Origin of the sequence: Methyloversatilis universalis EHg5 (assembly GCF_000378945.1) — a bacterium.
Taxonomy (GTDB): domain Bacteria; phylum Pseudomonadota; class Gammaproteobacteria; order Burkholderiales; family Rhodocyclaceae; genus Methyloversatilis; species Methyloversatilis universalis_A.
On record NZ_KB900539.1, the window covers coordinates 1028504 to 1042712 of the forward strand.

Below are 14209 nucleotides of genomic sequence, written 5' to 3' on the forward strand. Positions count from 1 at the left end.
CCAAGCCTGCGCCCACAAGCCGCCCACGGGTTTCCCGGCTTGAGCCGGGTCTTCCGTTGGAGCGCGCCTGCTCACGATCACGATGCAGCGGTCGATCACCGCCGATCCCAAGAATGGAGATGTCCGAATGCCTGCCGATGCCCGCTTGCGCACCTTGATCTCGGTCTTCGAAACCTTGACGCCCGCCACTGTCGACACGCTCGCCGCGCTCTATGCAGATCATGCGCACTTCTGCGACCCGTTCAACGACGTGCGTGGGCGCGCTGCAGTCGCACGCATCTTCAGTCACATGTTCGAACAGGTCGAGACGCCGCGCTTCAAGGTGCATTCGGCGATGTGCGAAGGCGATGCAGCATGGCTGGAATGGACCATGCATTTCGTCATGCGCGGTCGTGCGCAGTCCATCGTCGGTGCCACCCGCCTGCGTTTCGACGCGCAGGGCAGGGTGATCGATCACCGGGATTACTGGGATGCAGCACAGGAGCTGTACGAGAAACTGCCGCTGATCGGCTTCGTGCTGCGCGCGCTGCGCAGGCGGCTGGCGGCGGGGTGAAACGGGTCGGGCGCGGATGCGCACCCGACCCTCAGCGCATCACTTCTTCGCGCTGCCCGTGGCGTCGAGACGGCGGGCTTCTTCCGGCGAGATGGTTTCGATGATGGCAACCACCTTGCGCACGCCGGAGGTCGAGGCGGCCACTTCCTTCGCGGCCCGGCCTTCGGCTTCGGTCAGCAGGCCCATCAGATAGACCCGGCCGTTCTCGGTCACCACCTTCACGTGGTTGGCATTCACCCGCTGCGAATCGAGGATGCGCGCCTTCACCTTGGAGGTGACCAGCGCGTCGTTCGAGCGCTGGGTCAGCGAAGACACGCCGGCGATTTCGGTTTCGTTGCTCACGCCGCGCACGTTCGGTACCTCCGACACGATGGTGGCCGCTTCGGCCAGCGTGGCTTCGTCGGCCACCTGACCGGTCAGCAGTACGTTGCGGTTGTAGCTGGTCACGCTCACGTTGGCGCGGTTGCCGAGCTTTTCGCGCAGGCGGTTGCCGGCGCGCAGTTCGATGCCTTCGTCCTCGACCTGAGTGCCGCTGGTGCGGCGGTCAAGAGCCGACAGCACCGCGGTACCGGCGCCGGCAGCGACCACCGGGAAGCAGCCCTGCAGCGCGGGCACGGTGAGGCCGATCAGCGCGGCGATCAGCAGCGGACGGGTGTAGGAAGGGGTGGTGCGGGTTTTGGTCATCATTCGGTTCCCAGTAGCATGCAATCGATGCCGTCGCACAGGCAGTGCAGCGTCAGCAGGTGAACTTCCTGGATGCGTGCGGTGCGTTCGGCCGGTACGCAGATGTGGATGTCGCGATCGCTCATCAGTTCCGTAATCCGGCCACCGCCGCGGCCGGTCAGCGCGACCACGCGCATTTCGCGCTCGTGGGCGGCATTGATCGCGGCGATCACGTTGGCCGAGTTGCCGGACGTCGAAATGGCCAGCAGCACGTCCTGCGGCTGGCCCAGCGCGCGCACCTGCTTGGCGAACACCTGCTCGAAGGCGTAGTCGTTGGCGATGGCGGTCAGGATGGAACTGTCTACCGTCAGCGCGATGGCCGCCAGTTCCGGCCGCTCGCGCTCGTAGCGCCCGACCAGTTCGGCCGCGAAATGCTGGGCGTCGGCCGCCGAACCGCCATTGCCGCAGGCGAGGATCTTGCCGGTGGCCATCAGGCTTTCCACCATGGCTTCGACCGCGTCGGCGATCGGCGCGGCGAGCACTTCGGTGGACGAAAGCTTGGTCTGCGCGCTGTCGATGAAGTGCTCTGAAATGCGTGAAACCAGATTCATGTGAGCTCGCAGCGTTGTCTGTGGCCGGCAGTGTACCAAGATCGGCTGCGCTGGCCGGTTTTGTGAAGACTGCTTGCAGACCGATACCTGCGCTTGCAAATTTTCGGGCCGGAGGCGGTCGTTAGCGCGCCAGTTCGACCCACACATCCACCCGCAGCCGCTTCCACGGGTCCGGGTCGGGCGCCAGCCGGCCGATGCGTGCACTGAGCCGGGCGCCGGCGTCCATTTCGTCGGCCGCCTCGAAATTCGCCGCACGTGGCAGGTAGCCGATCATGACGCCGCGCCACAGCACCCGCACCGCCCGGCGGTCGTGCCGGTTGTCCGGCTCCCGCTCCAGCGTCAGCGGGTCGCCGACCGACAGCTGTGGCCACACTTCGGCCAGCCGGTGGAACTGCGCACCGGCCAGCGGCGAGCGCTGGGCCAGCATGCGCAGATCGCCGGCGTGAGCGGCGTGGGTCAGGCAAAGCAGCGCGCACAGGCTAAAGACCGAACGCATCGCGTATCCACTCGATGCCCTGCATGTCGAGTGCGCGCATCGCGATCACGTCGAAACGCGCGGGCCGGGCCTGCATGCGCCGACCCTGTGCGGCCAGCCAGTGCTGCGCGGCGCGGATCACCCGCGCCTGCTTGGCCGCGCCTACGCTGGCGGCGGCGCCGCCGTAGCGGTCGTTGCGGCGCATGCGTACCTCGACGAACACCAGGGTATCGCCGTGCTCGCATACCAGATCGAGTTCGCCGTCTTTCCAGCGCAGGTTGCGGCCGATCACGGTCAGGCCCTGCGACTGCAGGAAGCGGGCGGCCAGCGCTTCGGCGGCCGCGCCGTGGGCGGCCCTGGGGTCGGCCGGCGCTTTCATGCCGGCTTGTGGCCGCGGGCAGCGGCGCTCAGAATGGCGGCCCGCCCGCAGCCCGCACGACGATGAGCATGCACGCCTCTCCCGCTTCCGGTCATGACGATTCCCAGTCCGAATTCAAGACAGTGTCATTGTATGTCGTCGGCACGCCCATCGGTCACCTGGGCGAGCTGTCGTCGCGCGCCATCGCGGCCTTGCGTGCCGCCGACCTGATCGCCTGCGAGGACACCCGCGAAACCGCGCGTCTGGCCAGCCACCTCGGTCTGGGCGCACAGCTGGTGGCAGTGCACGAGCACAACGAACGCGCCGGTGCAGAGCGGCTCATCGCCGCGCTGGCCGACGGCAAGCGGGTGGCGCTGGTGTCGGATGCGGGTACGCCGGCGGTGTCCGACCCGGGCGCCCGGGTGGTGCGCGCGGTGCAGGAGGCGGGCTATCGCGTGGTACCGGTCAGCGGCCCGAGTGCGGCAGTGGTGGCGCTGTCGGCCAGCGGCCTGCTGGATGCCCAGTTCCGCTTCGTCGGCTTCCTGCCGGTCAAGTCCGCTGCCCGCCGCAAGACGCTGGAAGCGCTGCGCGGCGAGGACTGCGCGCTGGTGTTCTACGAAGCGCCGCACCGCATCGTCGACTGCGTGGCCGACATCGCGGCGGTCATGCAGCCGGAGCGCGAACTGGTGATTGCGCGCGAACTGACCAAGCTGTTCGAACAGATCGTTCGCCTGCCGGTGGCTGAGGCGCCGGCCTGGCTGGCGGCCGACGCCAACCGTCAGCGCGGCGAATTCGTACTGCTGCTGGCCGGTGCGCGGCCGGAAGAGGGGCTGGGCGCCGATGCGCGTCGCACGCTGGACCTGCTGCTGGACGAACTGCCGCCCAGCCGTGCGGTGAAGCTGGCCCAGGCCATCACCGGGGCACCGCGCAAGCTGCTGTACGACCACGCGATGGCACAGGCGGTCGACGCACCGCAGGACGACGAAGACGACTGAAGCGGCCGGTCGGCTTGGGCGGGCGGGCGACTATGCGGGATAATCACAGGCGACCCATCCCTCGGCGCGACGCCGGCGGGTTCCGCTGACTGATTGGAACGCTCTTGAACCGACTGACCCTCACCCGCCCCGACGACTGGCATCTGCACCTGCGCGATGGCGCCGCGCTTACGGCGGTGCTGCCGGACACCGCGCGCCGCTTCGGCCGCGCCATCGTGATGCCCAATCTGCGGCCACCGGTCACCACGGTGGCGCTGGCCGCCGCCTACCGTGACCGCATCCTGGCGGCCCACGCCGCCACGCCGGGTCTGCCGGCTTTCGAGCCGCTGATGACGCTCTACCTGACCGACAACACCGCGCCCGACGAGATTGATCGTGCGATCGAATCCGGCTTCGTGAAGGCGGTGAAGCTCTACCCGGCGGGCGCGACGACCAATTCCGATTCCGGCGTGACCGACGTCGCCCGCTGCGACGCCGCCATCGCGCGCATGGCCGAGCGCGGCCTGCCGCTGCTCATCCACGGTGAGGTGACCGACGGTGACGTGGATGTGTTCGACCGCGAAGCGGTGTTCATCGAGCGCGTGCTGCGGCCGCTGCTGGCCCGTCATCCGTCGCTGCGCGTGGTGTTCGAGCACATCACGACCCAGGACGCCGCCGAATTCGTCGCTGCGGCCGGTGACAACATTGCCGCCACCGTTACCGCGCATCACCTGCTGATGAACCGCAATGCGATCTTCGCCGGCGGCGTGCGGCCGCATCACTACTGCCTGCCGGTGCTCAAGCGCGAAGTGCATCGCCAGGCGCTGGTGGCCGCAGTCACGTCGGGCAACCGCCGCTTCTTCCTCGGCACCGATTCGGCACCGCACGCCAAGGGCGCGAAGGAAGCCGCCTGCGGCTGCGCCGGCTGCTACACCTCGCACGCAGGCATCGAGCTGTATGCCGAAGCGTTCGACGCGGCCGGCGCGCTCGACCAGCTGGAAGCGTTCGCCAGCTTCAATGGCCCGGACTGGTACGGCCTGCCGCGCAATGCGTCGCAGATCACCCTGGTGCGCGAATCCTGGGAGGTCAAGGCGGAACAGGCATTTGCCGATGGTGATGTACTGGTGCCGCTGCGCGCGGGTGAGCGCGTGGCCTGGCGCCTCGAATGAACCCGGCCGTCCATCCATGACACGACACCTGCGCACGCTGCTTCTGCTGCCGCTCGCCGCCCTGCTGGCCGGCTGCGAAATCGACACCGCCGCCTACATGATCGAGGGCAAGGAACACGCCCTCATCATCAACCGCGAAAAGCCGTATTTCTGGAGCGACCAGTACGAAATGGCGGTGGTGGTGTCGCGCATGCCGACCTGCCAGCGCCGTTTCGACATGAAGCCGGCGCGGCTGAATACCGCGGTGGTGACCGTGTTCGATGGCGGCGAGCCGAACCGCTACCTGCTGCGTCAGGGTTCCAGCCGCTGGTATGCGGTCAATACCAATGACTGCGTGTTCGCGGTGATCGACAAGCCGGCCACCGAGCCGGCGGCCATCGGCACCTTCCGCAAGAAGGGTGACGACTTCACCTTCGTGCCGGTGAAGAAGGACGCCGACCCATCCTGACGCCGTCGCTCGCCGACCTCGTCGGCACCGGCCCGCTGCATGCGGGTGTTCACGCCCTGCTGCAGCGTCTGCCGCCGGACGGTCCGCCCGACGCGGTGTGCATCGACCGGCTGGCGGCCACGGTGGGCCGGCCGCTGAACTTTGCCGGCATTCCGCTCACCTTTACCGCTGATGCGCCGGGCGAGCCCGGTGGCTACGAGGCGCGCATCGCCGCCACCGGACGGGTCGGCACCCGCGATGCCTGCTGGCACGACCTGTTCAACGCGCTGGTGTGGCTGCGCTATCCGCGTATCAAGGCGGCGATGAATGCGCGCCACTGCGCCGAAATCGCACTGCGCCCGGCCGGCGAACGCGGCCAGGTGCGCGACGCGCTGACCCAGTTCGACGAGGACGGTCTGGTGCTGGTAAGTGACGATGCCGCGCTCATCGATGCGCTGCGCAGCCACCGTTGGCGCGAAGCCATGCATCAGCGTCGCGCCGCGCTCGAACGGGCCCGGCTGCACGTGATTGGTCATGCGCTGATGGACAAGGCGCGCGCGCCGCATATCGGTCTGTGCGCCAAGGTGCTCCATCTGCACGTGGACGAGCTGTCGGGCGGCGCCGCCGATGTGCTCACCAATGTCGCGGCCTTCGACCGCTGGCTGGCGTCCCGCATCGAAGCCGGGCAGTGGCCGGCCACACCGCGCGATCTGAAGCCGCTGCCGGTGCTGGGTCTGCCCGGCATGACGCCGGACAATCTCGACCCCGCCTATTTCGACGATACCCGCCAGTTCCGCCCGGCGCGCATCTGAGCGCCCGGCGTCAGCCGCGCAGGCCGGCCACGAAGCGGCCCAGTCGCGCCAGCCCTTCATCCAGATCCTCGACCGAGGCGGCGCAGGACAGGCGGACGTAGCGCTCCGGCTCCAGCACGCTGAAGTCACGGCCGGGGGTGAGGGCGACCTGAACCTGCTGCAGCGCCTGCTGGCAGAAGTCCCACGCAGGCAGGCCGGTTTCGCTCACGTCGAACCAGGCGTAGAAGGCGCCGTCCGGTGCGACCGCCGGCGGCAGGCCGATGTCGGTCAGGCCGCGCGTGACCAGCCCCCGGCGCAGCGCAAAACCGGCGCGGCGCTGTTCGCATACCGCCAGCGATTCCGGCGTGAAACAGGCCAGCGCGGCGATCTGGGCGGTGGTGGGCGGGCAGATGTAGTAGTTCTGCGCCAGCCGCTCGACCGCCGGCACCAGCGCGTCCGGCAGCACGCACCAGCCCAGCCGCCAGCCGGTCATGCCGAAGTACTTCGAGAAGCTGTTGATGACGCACACGTCCGGATTGCGCGCCAGCGCGGTCTGCGGTGCGCGGCCCTGCGCGTCGTCCTGCTGCAGGTTGAGGTAGATCTCGTCGGCGATGCACCAGGCGCCGCGGGCGCGGGTGAGGGCGCAGATCGCGTCCAGTTCCGCCGGCGCGATCGAGGTGCCGGTCGGGTTGGACGGCGTAGCCAGCATGACGCCGCGGGTGCGTGCACTCCAGTACGCGTCGACCGCGGCAGCGTCCAGCTGGAAGCGGCTGGCCGCGGTGGTCGGTACCAGCCGGATGTCGGCGCCGAAGCTGGTCAGGAACTGGCGGTTGCACGGGTAGGACGGGTCGCCCACGATGACCTCGTCACCCGGATCGACCAGCGCGGCGGTGAGCAGCAGCAGTGCGGCCGAAGCGCCTGCAGTCACCACCACCCGGCCCGGATCGATCTCGACGCCGTGCATCTGCCGGTAGAAGCCGGCGATGGCGCTGCGCAGGGCGGGCAGGCCGAGCGCGTCGGTATAGGGCACCGGCCGGCCGTCCAGCTGCGTCCGCAGTGCGGCCAGGGCCGCCGGCGGCGCGCCTTCGTCCGGTTCGCCGATATTGAGCCGGATCACCCGCCGCCCCTGCGCATCGAGCGCGGCCGCCTGCTTGCCGATTTCCATCGCGAAGAAGGGCGCGATGTCGCGGGCGCGCCGGGAAACCGGAAACGGAAGGGCGGCGGGCGTGTCGGTGCTCATGTCGGTGGGCTCCTGTGGCCGTACGGGCGGCTGAAACAAAAAAGGCGGCCCTGAGGCCGCCCCGAAGTGCCGGACTGCCTCAGGCGAGGCGGCCGTGGCACTGCTTGTACTTCTTGCCCGAGCCGCAGGGGCAGGGGTCGTTGCGGCCGACCTTGGGGCCGCTCTGCGCCGGTGCGTTGTCGCCGGCCGGCGGCGCCAGCGGATCCACATCGTCGCGCGCCATGGCCGGGTCGAAGTCGGCGTGCGTGAAACGCATGTTGTCCAGCTGCGGCGGCGTCGGTTCGCTCTCCTCGATCTGCTCCTGCGAACGGATCTCGACATTCACCAGCACGCGGGTGACCTCGACACGCACCTGATCGAGCAGGCCTTCGAACAGTTCGAAGGCTTCGCGCTTGTATTCCTGCTTCGGGTTCTTCTGCGCGTAGCCGCGCAGGTGGATGCCCTGACGCAGGTGGTCCAGCGCGGCCAGGTGTTCGCGCCAGTGGCTGTCCAGGCTCTGCAGCATCACGTTGCGTTCGAACTGGCCGAAGGAATCGGCGCCCACCAGCGCCACCTTCACCGCGTACTGGTCGTCCGACAGGCTCTGAGCGCGCTTGAGCAGATCGTCATCGGCCAGATTCGGCTCGGCCGCGATCCATTCCGCGAACGGCGTGTCGATGCGGAACTCGGACAGGAAGGCGGCTTGCGCACCGGCCAGGTCCCACTGTTCCTCGACGCTTTCGGCCGGCACGTACTGGCGGAAAGTGTCTTCCAGCACGCTGTGGCGCATCGCGGTGATGGTTTCGGAAATGTTCTCGGCTTCGAGCAGCGCGTTGCGCTGTTCGTAGATCACCTTGCGCTGGTCGTTGGCGACGTCGTCGTATTCGAGCAGCTGCTTGCGGATGTCGAAGTTGCGCTGTTCGACCTTGCGCTGCGCCGATTCCAGCGAGCGGTTAACCATCGCGTGCTCGATCGCCTCGCCTTCCGGCATCTTGAGACGGATCATGATGGCGTTCAGGCGCTCGCCACCGAAGATGCGCATCAGCGGATCTTCCAGCGACAGATAGAAGCGCGACGAGCCCGGGTCGCCCTGACGGCCGGAACGGCCGCGCAGCTGGTTGTCGATGCGGCGCGATTCGTGGCGCTCGGTGCCGATGATGTGCAGGCCACCGGCCTTCACCACCTGTTCGTGCAGCGAGGACCATTCGCTGCGCAGCTTTTCGATGCGCGCGGCGCGGTCCGCCTCGCCCATGCTGTCGTCGCGCTCCAGCGCCTGCACCTGCTTCTCGACATTGCCGCCGAGCACGATGTCGGTGCCGCGGCCGGCCATGTTGGTGGCGATGGTGATGACGCCCGGCCGTCCGGCCTGGGCGACGATGTCCGCTTCGCGCTCGTGCTGCTTGGCGTTCAGCACCTGGTGCGGCAGCTTTTCCTGGTTCAGCAGGTTGGACAGCAGCTCCGAGCTCTCGATCGAGGTGGTGCCCACCAGCACCGGCTGTCCGCGCTCATGGCAGTCCTTGATGTCGGCGATGACCGCGGCGTACTTTTCCTTCGCGGTGCGATAGACCAGATCGTTGTTGTCCTTCCGCACCATCGGCCGATGGGTCGGGATGACCACGGTTTCCAGACCGTAGATCTGATGGAACTCGTACGCTTCGGTGTCGGCGGTACCGGTCATGCCGGCCAGCTTGCCGTACATGCGGAAGTAGTTCTGGAAGGTGATCGAGGCCAGGGTCTGGTTCTCGGCCTGGATCTGTACGCCTTCCTTCGCCTCCACCGCCTGGTGCAGGCCGTCGGACCAGCGGCGGCCCGGCATCAGGCGGCCAGTGAATTCGTCGACGATGATGATTTCGCCGTTCTGCACCACGTACTGCTGGTCGCGGAAATACAGGTTGTGCGCGCGCAGGCTGGCGTACAGGAAGTGCACCAGCGTGATGTTGGCCGGCTCGTACAGGCTGCGGCCGGCTTCGAGCAGGCCGTGCTGCGTCAGGATATCTTCCGCGTGCTCGTGACCGGCTTCGGTCAGCAGCACGGTGTGCGCCTTTTCGTCCACCCAGTAGTCGCCCGGGCCGTCTTCCTTCTCGCAGCGGGCGAGCAGCGGCGCGACCGCGTTGAGCTTCACGTAGAGGTCGGTGTGGTCGTCCGCCTGGCCGGAAATGATCAGCGGCGTGCGCGCCTCGTCGATCAGGATGGAGTCCACCTCGTCGACGATGGCGAAGTTCTGGCCGCGCTGCACCCGCTCGCCGGTCGAATAGACCATGTTGTCGCGCAGGTAGTCGAAGCCGAATTCGTTGTTGGTGCCGTAGGTGATGTCGGCTGCGTAGGCGGCCTGCTTCTCGTCGTGCGGCATGCGCGACAGGTTCACGCCGGTGCTCATGCCGAGGAAGGCGTACAGCTTGCCCATCTGTTCGGCATCGCGGCTGGCGAGGTAGTCGTTCACCGTCACCACATGCACGCCCTTGCCGGCCAGCGCATTCAGGTAGACCGGCAGTGTCGCGGTCAGGGTCTTGCCTTCGCCGGTGCGCATTTCCGCGATCTTGCCGGTGTGCAGCATGATGCCGCCCACCATCTGCACGTCGAAGTGGCGCATGCCATGCACCCGCTTGCTCGCTTCGCGCACCACGGCGAACGCTTCTGGCAGCAGGTCGTCCAGCGTCTGGCCATCGGCCAGGCGTTGCCTGAATTCCGCAGTCTTGCCGGCCAGCGCTTCATCGCTCAGTCCGGACAGTTCGGATTCCAGCGCATTGATGCGCGCGATGACCGGACGATACTTTTTCAGCAGGCGGTCGTTACGGCTGCCGAAAATCTTGGTGAACAGGGAAGCAATCATCGAAGACAGAGGCCCGTGGCGGGCGAACCGATGGCGGAAAAGTCGCGGATTCTAGCATGCGGGCCGAAGTGGCCCGGTCCGGCGACCAGCGTACGCCGGCGGTGTTGCGTGACGAAGTCACCGGCGGCAGCAAGGGACTGGATGCGGCGGCCGGGGTTCCCGGCCGTGGCGTGCGCGCCGCGTGCGGCGCTTCAGGGACGGCGGCCGGCGGTTTCTATCCGGGCGCCCGGCGGCAGGGCCTTGCGGGCCAGTTCAAGGAAGCGGTTCGGGTTCTGGGCCACATCCTTCACCCGCACTTCGAAATGCAGGTGCGGGCCGGTCGAGCGGCCGGTGCTGCCCACCTCGGCAATCTTCTGGCCACGGCGCACCACCATGCCCGGTTTTACGTGCAGCTTGCTGGCGTGCGCATAGCGGGTGGTCAGTTCACGGCCGTGGTCGATCTCGACCACATTGCCGTACTGCGGATGGAAACTGGCGTCGATCACCACGCCGGCGGCGGCGGCAATGATGGGGGTGCCGACGTCGGCGACGAAATCCACGCCTTCATGCATCGCCCGCGAGCCGTTGAAGGGGTCGATGCGCCAGCCGAAGCCGGATGCGTTCCAGGTGCCGCCGGTGACCGGCAGCGTGGACGGCACCAGCGACAGCGTGGCCTGGTCCAGCAGCAGTTCCGACTCGATCACGCCCAGATAGTCGTCCTGCTGCGCCAGCAGGTCGGAAAAATGCTTCATCTGCGCTTCCAGCTCGGTGGCCGACAGCGTTTCCGGCGTGATCAGCGGACCGCCCCGGCCGGGCAGCGGGCGATCGGTGACCGGTTCCGGCGCCTTGACACCGGCCAGCTTGGCCAGCCGGCTGCCCAGGGTGTCCAGCTGTATCAGCTGGGCCTGCATCTGCCCCAGCTTGATCGCCATCGTGTTCAGGTTCTCGCGGACGAACTGTTCGCTGCGCTCTGTTTCCTGAACCCGGGCGGCGGCGATCATTTCGTCGATCACCGGCAGGCGCAGGCTGCTCGCGTGCTTGAGCGTGATGAAGGAAAAGGCCGAGGCCAGCAGCAGGACCAGCGTGGTGAAGGCAAACAGTGCGCCGAAAAGATGCCAGGGCCGGATGGTGATGGCCTTGGCCGTTGTCAGGCGGTCGGAAACCAGAATAATCTGCACATCCGCTCCCAAGAATCTTCTTATGTCCGCACGCCCGCTGCACCATCATCTCGACGCGCAGGACGCACTGGCCACCCTGTCTGCACATGTGCGGCTGATTGCCCGCGTGCAGAGAGCGTATGAAAAATTTCTGCCGCCCGAGCTGACACAGGTCAGTCGGGTGATGAATGTGAAGCAGGGTGTTGTGGTGGTCAGCGCCTCATCGGGCGCCGTTGCTCACCGGCTGAAGCAGTTGCTGCCCAGCGCCAGAATCGCGCTGCAGGAAAGTGCGGGCGAGGTTACCGAAGTCAGGGTGAAGGTGCAAGCATTTGATCCGCCAAGGGTTCCGGCAACGGTGGCGGCCAGACCGGTGAGTGAACAGGCGCGGCGCGGGCTGCAGGCAGGGGTCTCGTCACTGCAGGCGGACAGCGCGCTGAGGCAGGCGATCGAACATCTGATCGAGCGCGCGAAGAAGGGCTGAACGGCGGAAAAGCGGGCGCGGGAGCGCTAGAGCACGATGACGCGTTCGAGCGCCAGCAGGGCGAAGAAGCCGAGCACCGCAATCACCGCGTAGCGGATCAGCCGCCAGGCCAGTGCCAGATAGCGGCGGTCACCGGTCAGAACGAAGGCGAGGAAGCAGGCGCCGACCGCGATGATCAGCAATACCCCGATCAGCCGGACGATCAGCACGCGCGGTGCTCAGGCAAAGGCGGGTGCCGAGCCGCTGTCATCGATCAGCGGCCGGTACTGGTGCGACACCGCCGACGGCGTGGCGGCCGGCTGGTCGAAACTGGCCCATTCCCAGGCATCCTGTTCGGCCAGCAGTGCGTGCAGCAGCGCGTTGTTCAGCGCATGGCCGGACTTGTGGGCCGAGAAAGCCGCCAGCAGCGGGTGACCGAGGATGTAGAGGTCGCCGATGGCGTCCAGCACCTTGTGCTTCACGAATTCGTCGGCGTAGCGCAGGCCGTCGCTGTTGAGCACCCGGTACTCGTCCATCACGATGGCGTTTTCCAGGCTGCCACCCTGAGCGAGCCCGTTCTGCCGCAGGTATTCGACCTCGTGCATGAAGCCGAAGGTGCGCGCGCGCGCCACGTCGTTCACATAGGACTGGTGAGCGAAATCCACCTTCACCTGCGTACCGGTGCGTTCGATCGCCGGATGGCGGAACTCGATAGAGAATTCGAGGCTGAAGCCTTCGTACGGATCGAGCCGCGCCCACTTGTCGCCGTCCTTCACCTCGACCGTCTTCAGCACGCGCACGAATTTCTTCGCGGCCTGCTGTTCGACGATGCCGGCCTGCTGTATCAGGTAGACGAAGGTCGATGCCGAGCCGTCCATGATGGGCAGTTCGGGCGCATCGACATCGACGAACACGTTGTCGACGCCCAGACCGGCCAGTGCCGACATCAGGTGTTCGACGGTGGAAATGGTGGCGCCTTCGCGACCGATGCAGGAGGCGAGACGGGTGTCGCCGACCGCATGCGCGTCGGCACGCAGTTCAACCGGCGGAGTCAGGTCTACACGACGGAACACGATGCCGGTATCGACCGGAGCCGGGCGCAGTTCGAGATTGACCTTGAGGCCGGAATGGAGCCCGACGCCAGTGGCGCGGACGATGGAGCGGAGGGTGCGTTGCCGGATCATGGCTGGAACGACAGCTGAAAGCGGATATTCACGATTATCTCACCTTCGCGTCATGCCCGTGTAACAGGGCGTTTCCGTCCGGTCGGGCGGGTGACCGGACGGATGCTGCGGAGGACGCTCAGTCGGCCTGCTTGCGCAGGAAGGCCGGGATGTCCAGGGTTTCTACGCCGTTGGCGCGCATGGCTTCGACCGCGGAAGAGGCGGTGCGGCCACCGCGGCCACGCATGACCGCCGGGATGTCCAGATGCGAGTAGTCGGTGCCGGTGGCGGCAGCGGGCATCGCGACATCGTCGGTACCGGTGCGGATGATGGTCATCGGCGGCTTGCTGCTCATCGCGCGCGGTGCGCCGAGGCCGGTGGCGACCACGGTAACGCGCAGACGGTCTTCCATCGAATCGTCGAACACCGTGCCGAAGATGACATGGGCGCCTTCGGCGGCGAAGGCGCGCACGGTTTCCATCGCGTCCTTCACTTCCTTCATCTTCAGCGAACGGCTGGCGGTGATATTCACCAGCACACCGCGTGCGCCGGACAGTTCGACGCCTTCGAGCAGCGGGCTTGCAACGGCCTGTTCGGCGGCGATGCGGGCGCGGTCCATGCCGGCGGCTTCGGCCGAACCCATCATGGCGCGGCCCATTTCACCCATCACGGTGCGCACGTCCTGGAAGTCGACGTTCACCAGGCCCGGAATGTTGATGATTTCGGCGATGCCGCCGACCGCGTTGCGCAGCACGTTGTCCGCAGCCTTGAAGCCATCTTCCAGGCTGGCGTCTTCGCCCAGCACTTCCATCAGCTTCTCGTTCAGCACGACGATGAGGGAATCGACGTGGCGGGCGAGTTCATCGATGCCGGATTCGGCAGCGCGCATGCGGTTTTCGTAGTCGAAGGGCTTGGTCACGACGGCGACGGTCAGGATGCCCATCTCCTTGGCGACCTCGGCGACGATGGGCGCTGCACCGGTGCCGGTGCCGCCGCCCATGCCGGCGGTGATGAACACCATTTCGGCGCCGCGCATCTGGTCGGCGAGGTGTTCGCGGTATTCCTCTGCGGCGGTGCGGCCCACTTCCGGCTTGGCGCCGGCGCCACGGCCGTTCTTGCCGAGCTGGATCTTGACCGGGGCGAGATTGCGGTTCAGTGCCATGCCGTCGGTGTTGGCGGCGATGAATTCCACGCCATGCACACCTTCACGGATCATGTGATCGACTGCATTGCCACCGGCTCCACCGACGCCGATCACCTTGATCACAGCGCCCACCGGCTCCTTGTCGAGAATCTCGAACATTACCCGCCCTCCTGTTTTCCACGAACGCCTCGGGGCCGGAAGACCCCTTTGGCTACAAATCACGCGCTACCACTAGA

At 67.1% G+C, this 14209-nt stretch carries 16 protein-coding genes; 6 read left to right on the forward strand and 10 right to left on the reverse strand.

Annotated features, from left to right (window positions below; translation table 11 throughout):
• Nucleotides 1-127: 127 nt before the first annotated feature.
• Nucleotides 128-553: a nuclear transport factor 2 family protein gene (locus METUNV2_RS0104695; protein ID WP_018228339.1), complete on the forward strand. Its 426-nt coding sequence runs from the start codon at nucleotides 128-130 to the stop codon at nucleotides 551-553.
• A gap of 39 nt (nucleotides 554-592) precedes the next feature.
• Here METUNV2_RS0104695 and METUNV2_RS0104700 read toward each other — a convergent pair whose 3' ends face one another.
• From METUNV2_RS0104700 to METUNV2_RS0104715, 4 genes are all read right to left on the reverse strand, one after another.
• On the reverse strand, nucleotides 593-1237 hold the full coding sequence (locus METUNV2_RS0104700; RefSeq protein ID WP_018228340.1) for a BON domain-containing protein: 645 nt from the start codon (nucleotides 1235-1237) through the stop codon (nucleotides 593-595).
• On the reverse strand, nucleotides 1237-1827 hold the full coding sequence (locus tag METUNV2_RS0104705; protein WP_018228341.1) for a phosphoheptose isomerase: 591 nt from the start codon (nucleotides 1825-1827) through the stop codon (nucleotides 1237-1239). The genes METUNV2_RS0104700 and METUNV2_RS0104705 overlap by 1 nt, the downstream gene beginning before the upstream one ends.
• A gap of 121 nt (nucleotides 1828-1948) precedes the next feature.
• Complete coding sequence (locus tag METUNV2_RS0104710) at nucleotides 1949-2323, reverse strand: HIRAN domain-containing protein (RefSeq protein ID WP_018228342.1); 375 nt, start codon at nucleotides 2321-2323, stop codon at nucleotides 1949-1951.
• Nucleotides 2307-2681 carry a YraN family protein gene (locus METUNV2_RS0104715; protein WP_018228343.1) on the reverse strand — a complete coding sequence of 125 codons (375 nt, stop codon included), beginning with the start codon at nucleotides 2679-2681 and terminating at the stop codon, nucleotides 2307-2309. Before METUNV2_RS0104715 ends, METUNV2_RS0104710 begins: the two co-directional genes overlap by 17 nt.
• A gap of 128 nt (nucleotides 2682-2809) precedes the next feature.
• Here METUNV2_RS0104715 and rsmI point away from each other — a divergent pair, with 128 nt between their 5' ends.
• From rsmI to METUNV2_RS0104735, 4 genes are all read left to right on the forward strand, one after another.
• Entirely contained in the window at nucleotides 2810-3655 is an 846-nt protein-coding gene (gene rsmI, locus METUNV2_RS0104720) for a 16S rRNA (cytidine(1402)-2'-O)-methyltransferase (protein ID WP_018228344.1), read from the forward strand.
• A gap of 104 nt (nucleotides 3656-3759) precedes the next feature.
• Complete coding sequence (gene pyrC, locus METUNV2_RS0104725) at nucleotides 3760-4803, forward strand: dihydroorotase (protein WP_018228345.1); 1044 nt, start codon at nucleotides 3760-3762, stop codon at nucleotides 4801-4803.
• A 16-nt stretch (nucleotides 4804-4819) separates the two neighbouring features.
• Nucleotides 4820-5251, forward strand: a complete 432-nt coding sequence (locus METUNV2_RS0104730) for a hypothetical protein (RefSeq protein WP_018228346.1) — start codon at nucleotides 4820-4822, stop codon at nucleotides 5249-5251.
• 95 nt (nucleotides 5252-5346) lie between these two features.
• Complete coding sequence (locus METUNV2_RS0104735; RefSeq protein ID WP_018228347.1) at nucleotides 5347-6042, forward strand: DUF3025 domain-containing protein; 696 nt, start codon at nucleotides 5347-5349, stop codon at nucleotides 6040-6042.
• A gap of 10 nt (nucleotides 6043-6052) precedes the next feature.
• Here METUNV2_RS0104735 and METUNV2_RS0104740 read toward each other — a convergent pair whose 3' ends face one another.
• The 3 genes from METUNV2_RS0104740 to METUNV2_RS0104750 all read right to left on the reverse strand — a co-directional run bounded on the left by METUNV2_RS0104740 (nucleotide 6053) and on the right by METUNV2_RS0104750 (nucleotide 11227).
• Nucleotides 6053-7261 carry an aminotransferase class I/II-fold pyridoxal phosphate-dependent enzyme gene (locus METUNV2_RS0104740; protein ID WP_018228348.1) on the reverse strand — a complete coding sequence of 403 codons (1209 nt, stop codon included), beginning with the start codon at nucleotides 7259-7261 and terminating at the stop codon, nucleotides 6053-6055.
• 79 nt (nucleotides 7262-7340) lie between these two features.
• Nucleotides 7341-10070, reverse strand: coding sequence for a preprotein translocase subunit SecA (gene secA / locus METUNV2_RS0104745; protein WP_018228349.1), 2730 nt, complete (start codon nucleotides 10068-10070; stop codon nucleotides 7341-7343).
• Between the two features lie 191 nt (nucleotides 10071-10261).
• Nucleotides 10262-11227: a M23 family metallopeptidase gene (locus METUNV2_RS0104750; RefSeq protein ID WP_018228350.1), complete on the reverse strand. Its 966-nt coding sequence runs from the start codon at nucleotides 11225-11227 to the stop codon at nucleotides 10262-10264.
• Between the two features lie 22 nt (nucleotides 11228-11249).
• On the opposite strand from METUNV2_RS0104750, the gene METUNV2_RS0104755 reads away from it, so the two are divergent.
• On the forward strand, nucleotides 11250-11687 hold the full coding sequence (locus tag METUNV2_RS0104755; RefSeq protein WP_018228351.1) for a DciA family protein: 438 nt from the start codon (nucleotides 11250-11252) through the stop codon (nucleotides 11685-11687).
• A 26-nt stretch (nucleotides 11688-11713) separates the two neighbouring features.
• Here the strand turns inward: METUNV2_RS0104755 and METUNV2_RS0104760 are convergent, their stop codons facing one another.
• From METUNV2_RS0104760 to ftsZ, 3 genes are all read right to left on the reverse strand, one after another.
• Nucleotides 11714-11896, reverse strand: coding sequence for a hypothetical protein (locus tag METUNV2_RS0104760; protein WP_018228352.1), 183 nt, complete (start codon nucleotides 11894-11896; stop codon nucleotides 11714-11716).
• A 9-nt stretch (nucleotides 11897-11905) separates the two neighbouring features.
• Nucleotides 11906-12850 (reverse strand): UDP-3-O-acyl-N-acetylglucosamine deacetylase, encoded by a 945-nt coding sequence (gene lpxC / locus METUNV2_RS0104765; protein ID WP_018228353.1) that lies wholly within the window; start codon nucleotides 12848-12850, stop codon nucleotides 11906-11908.
• Nucleotides 12851-12968: 118 nt separating this feature from the next.
• Nucleotides 12969-14132, reverse strand: coding sequence for a cell division protein FtsZ (gene ftsZ, locus METUNV2_RS0104770; RefSeq protein ID WP_018228354.1), 1164 nt, complete (start codon nucleotides 14130-14132; stop codon nucleotides 12969-12971).
• Nucleotides 14133-14209: the final 77 nt, after the last annotated feature.

What these genes read in the sequence shown, in the direction of transcription:
- METUNV2_RS0104705 (WP_018228341.1), bottom strand. Translation starts at nt 1,827, where the DNA reads ATGAATCTGGTTTCACGCATTTCAGAGCACTTCATCGACAGCGCGCAG.
- METUNV2_RS0104730 (WP_018228346.1), top strand. Translation starts at nt 4,820, where the DNA reads ATGACACGACACCTGCGCACGCTGCTTCTGCTGCCGCTCGCCGCCCTG.
- lpxC (WP_018228353.1), bottom strand. Translation starts at nt 12,850, where the DNA reads ATGATCCGGCAACGCACCCTCCGCTCCATCGTCCGCGCCACTGGCGTC.
- METUNV2_RS0104740 (WP_018228348.1), bottom strand. Translation starts at nt 7,261, where the DNA reads ATGAGCACCGACACGCCCGCCGCCCTTCCGTTTCCGGTTTCCCGGCGC.
- METUNV2_RS0104755 (WP_018228351.1), top strand. Translation starts at nt 11,250, where the DNA reads ATGTCCGCACGCCCGCTGCACCATCATCTCGACGCGCAGGACGCACTG.
- secA (WP_018228349.1), bottom strand. Translation starts at nt 10,070, where the DNA reads ATGATTGCTTCCCTGTTCACCAAGATTTTCGGCAGCCGTAACGACCGC.
- METUNV2_RS0104700 (WP_018228340.1), bottom strand. Translation starts at nt 1,237, where the DNA reads ATGACCAAAACCCGCACCACCCCTTCCTACACCCGTCCGCTGCTGATC.
- METUNV2_RS0104695 (WP_018228339.1), top strand. Translation starts at nt 128, where the DNA reads ATGCCTGCCGATGCCCGCTTGCGCACCTTGATCTCGGTCTTCGAAACC.
- METUNV2_RS0104715 (WP_018228343.1), bottom strand. Translation starts at nt 2,681, where the DNA reads ATGAAAGCGCCGGCCGACCCCAGGGCCGCCCACGGCGCGGCCGCCGAA.
- ftsZ (WP_018228354.1), bottom strand. Translation starts at nt 14,132, where the DNA reads ATGTTCGAGATTCTCGACAAGGAGCCGGTGGGCGCTGTGATCAAGGTG.
- METUNV2_RS0104710 (WP_018228342.1), bottom strand. Translation starts at nt 2,323, where the DNA reads ATGCGTTCGGTCTTTAGCCTGTGCGCGCTGCTTTGCCTGACCCACGCC.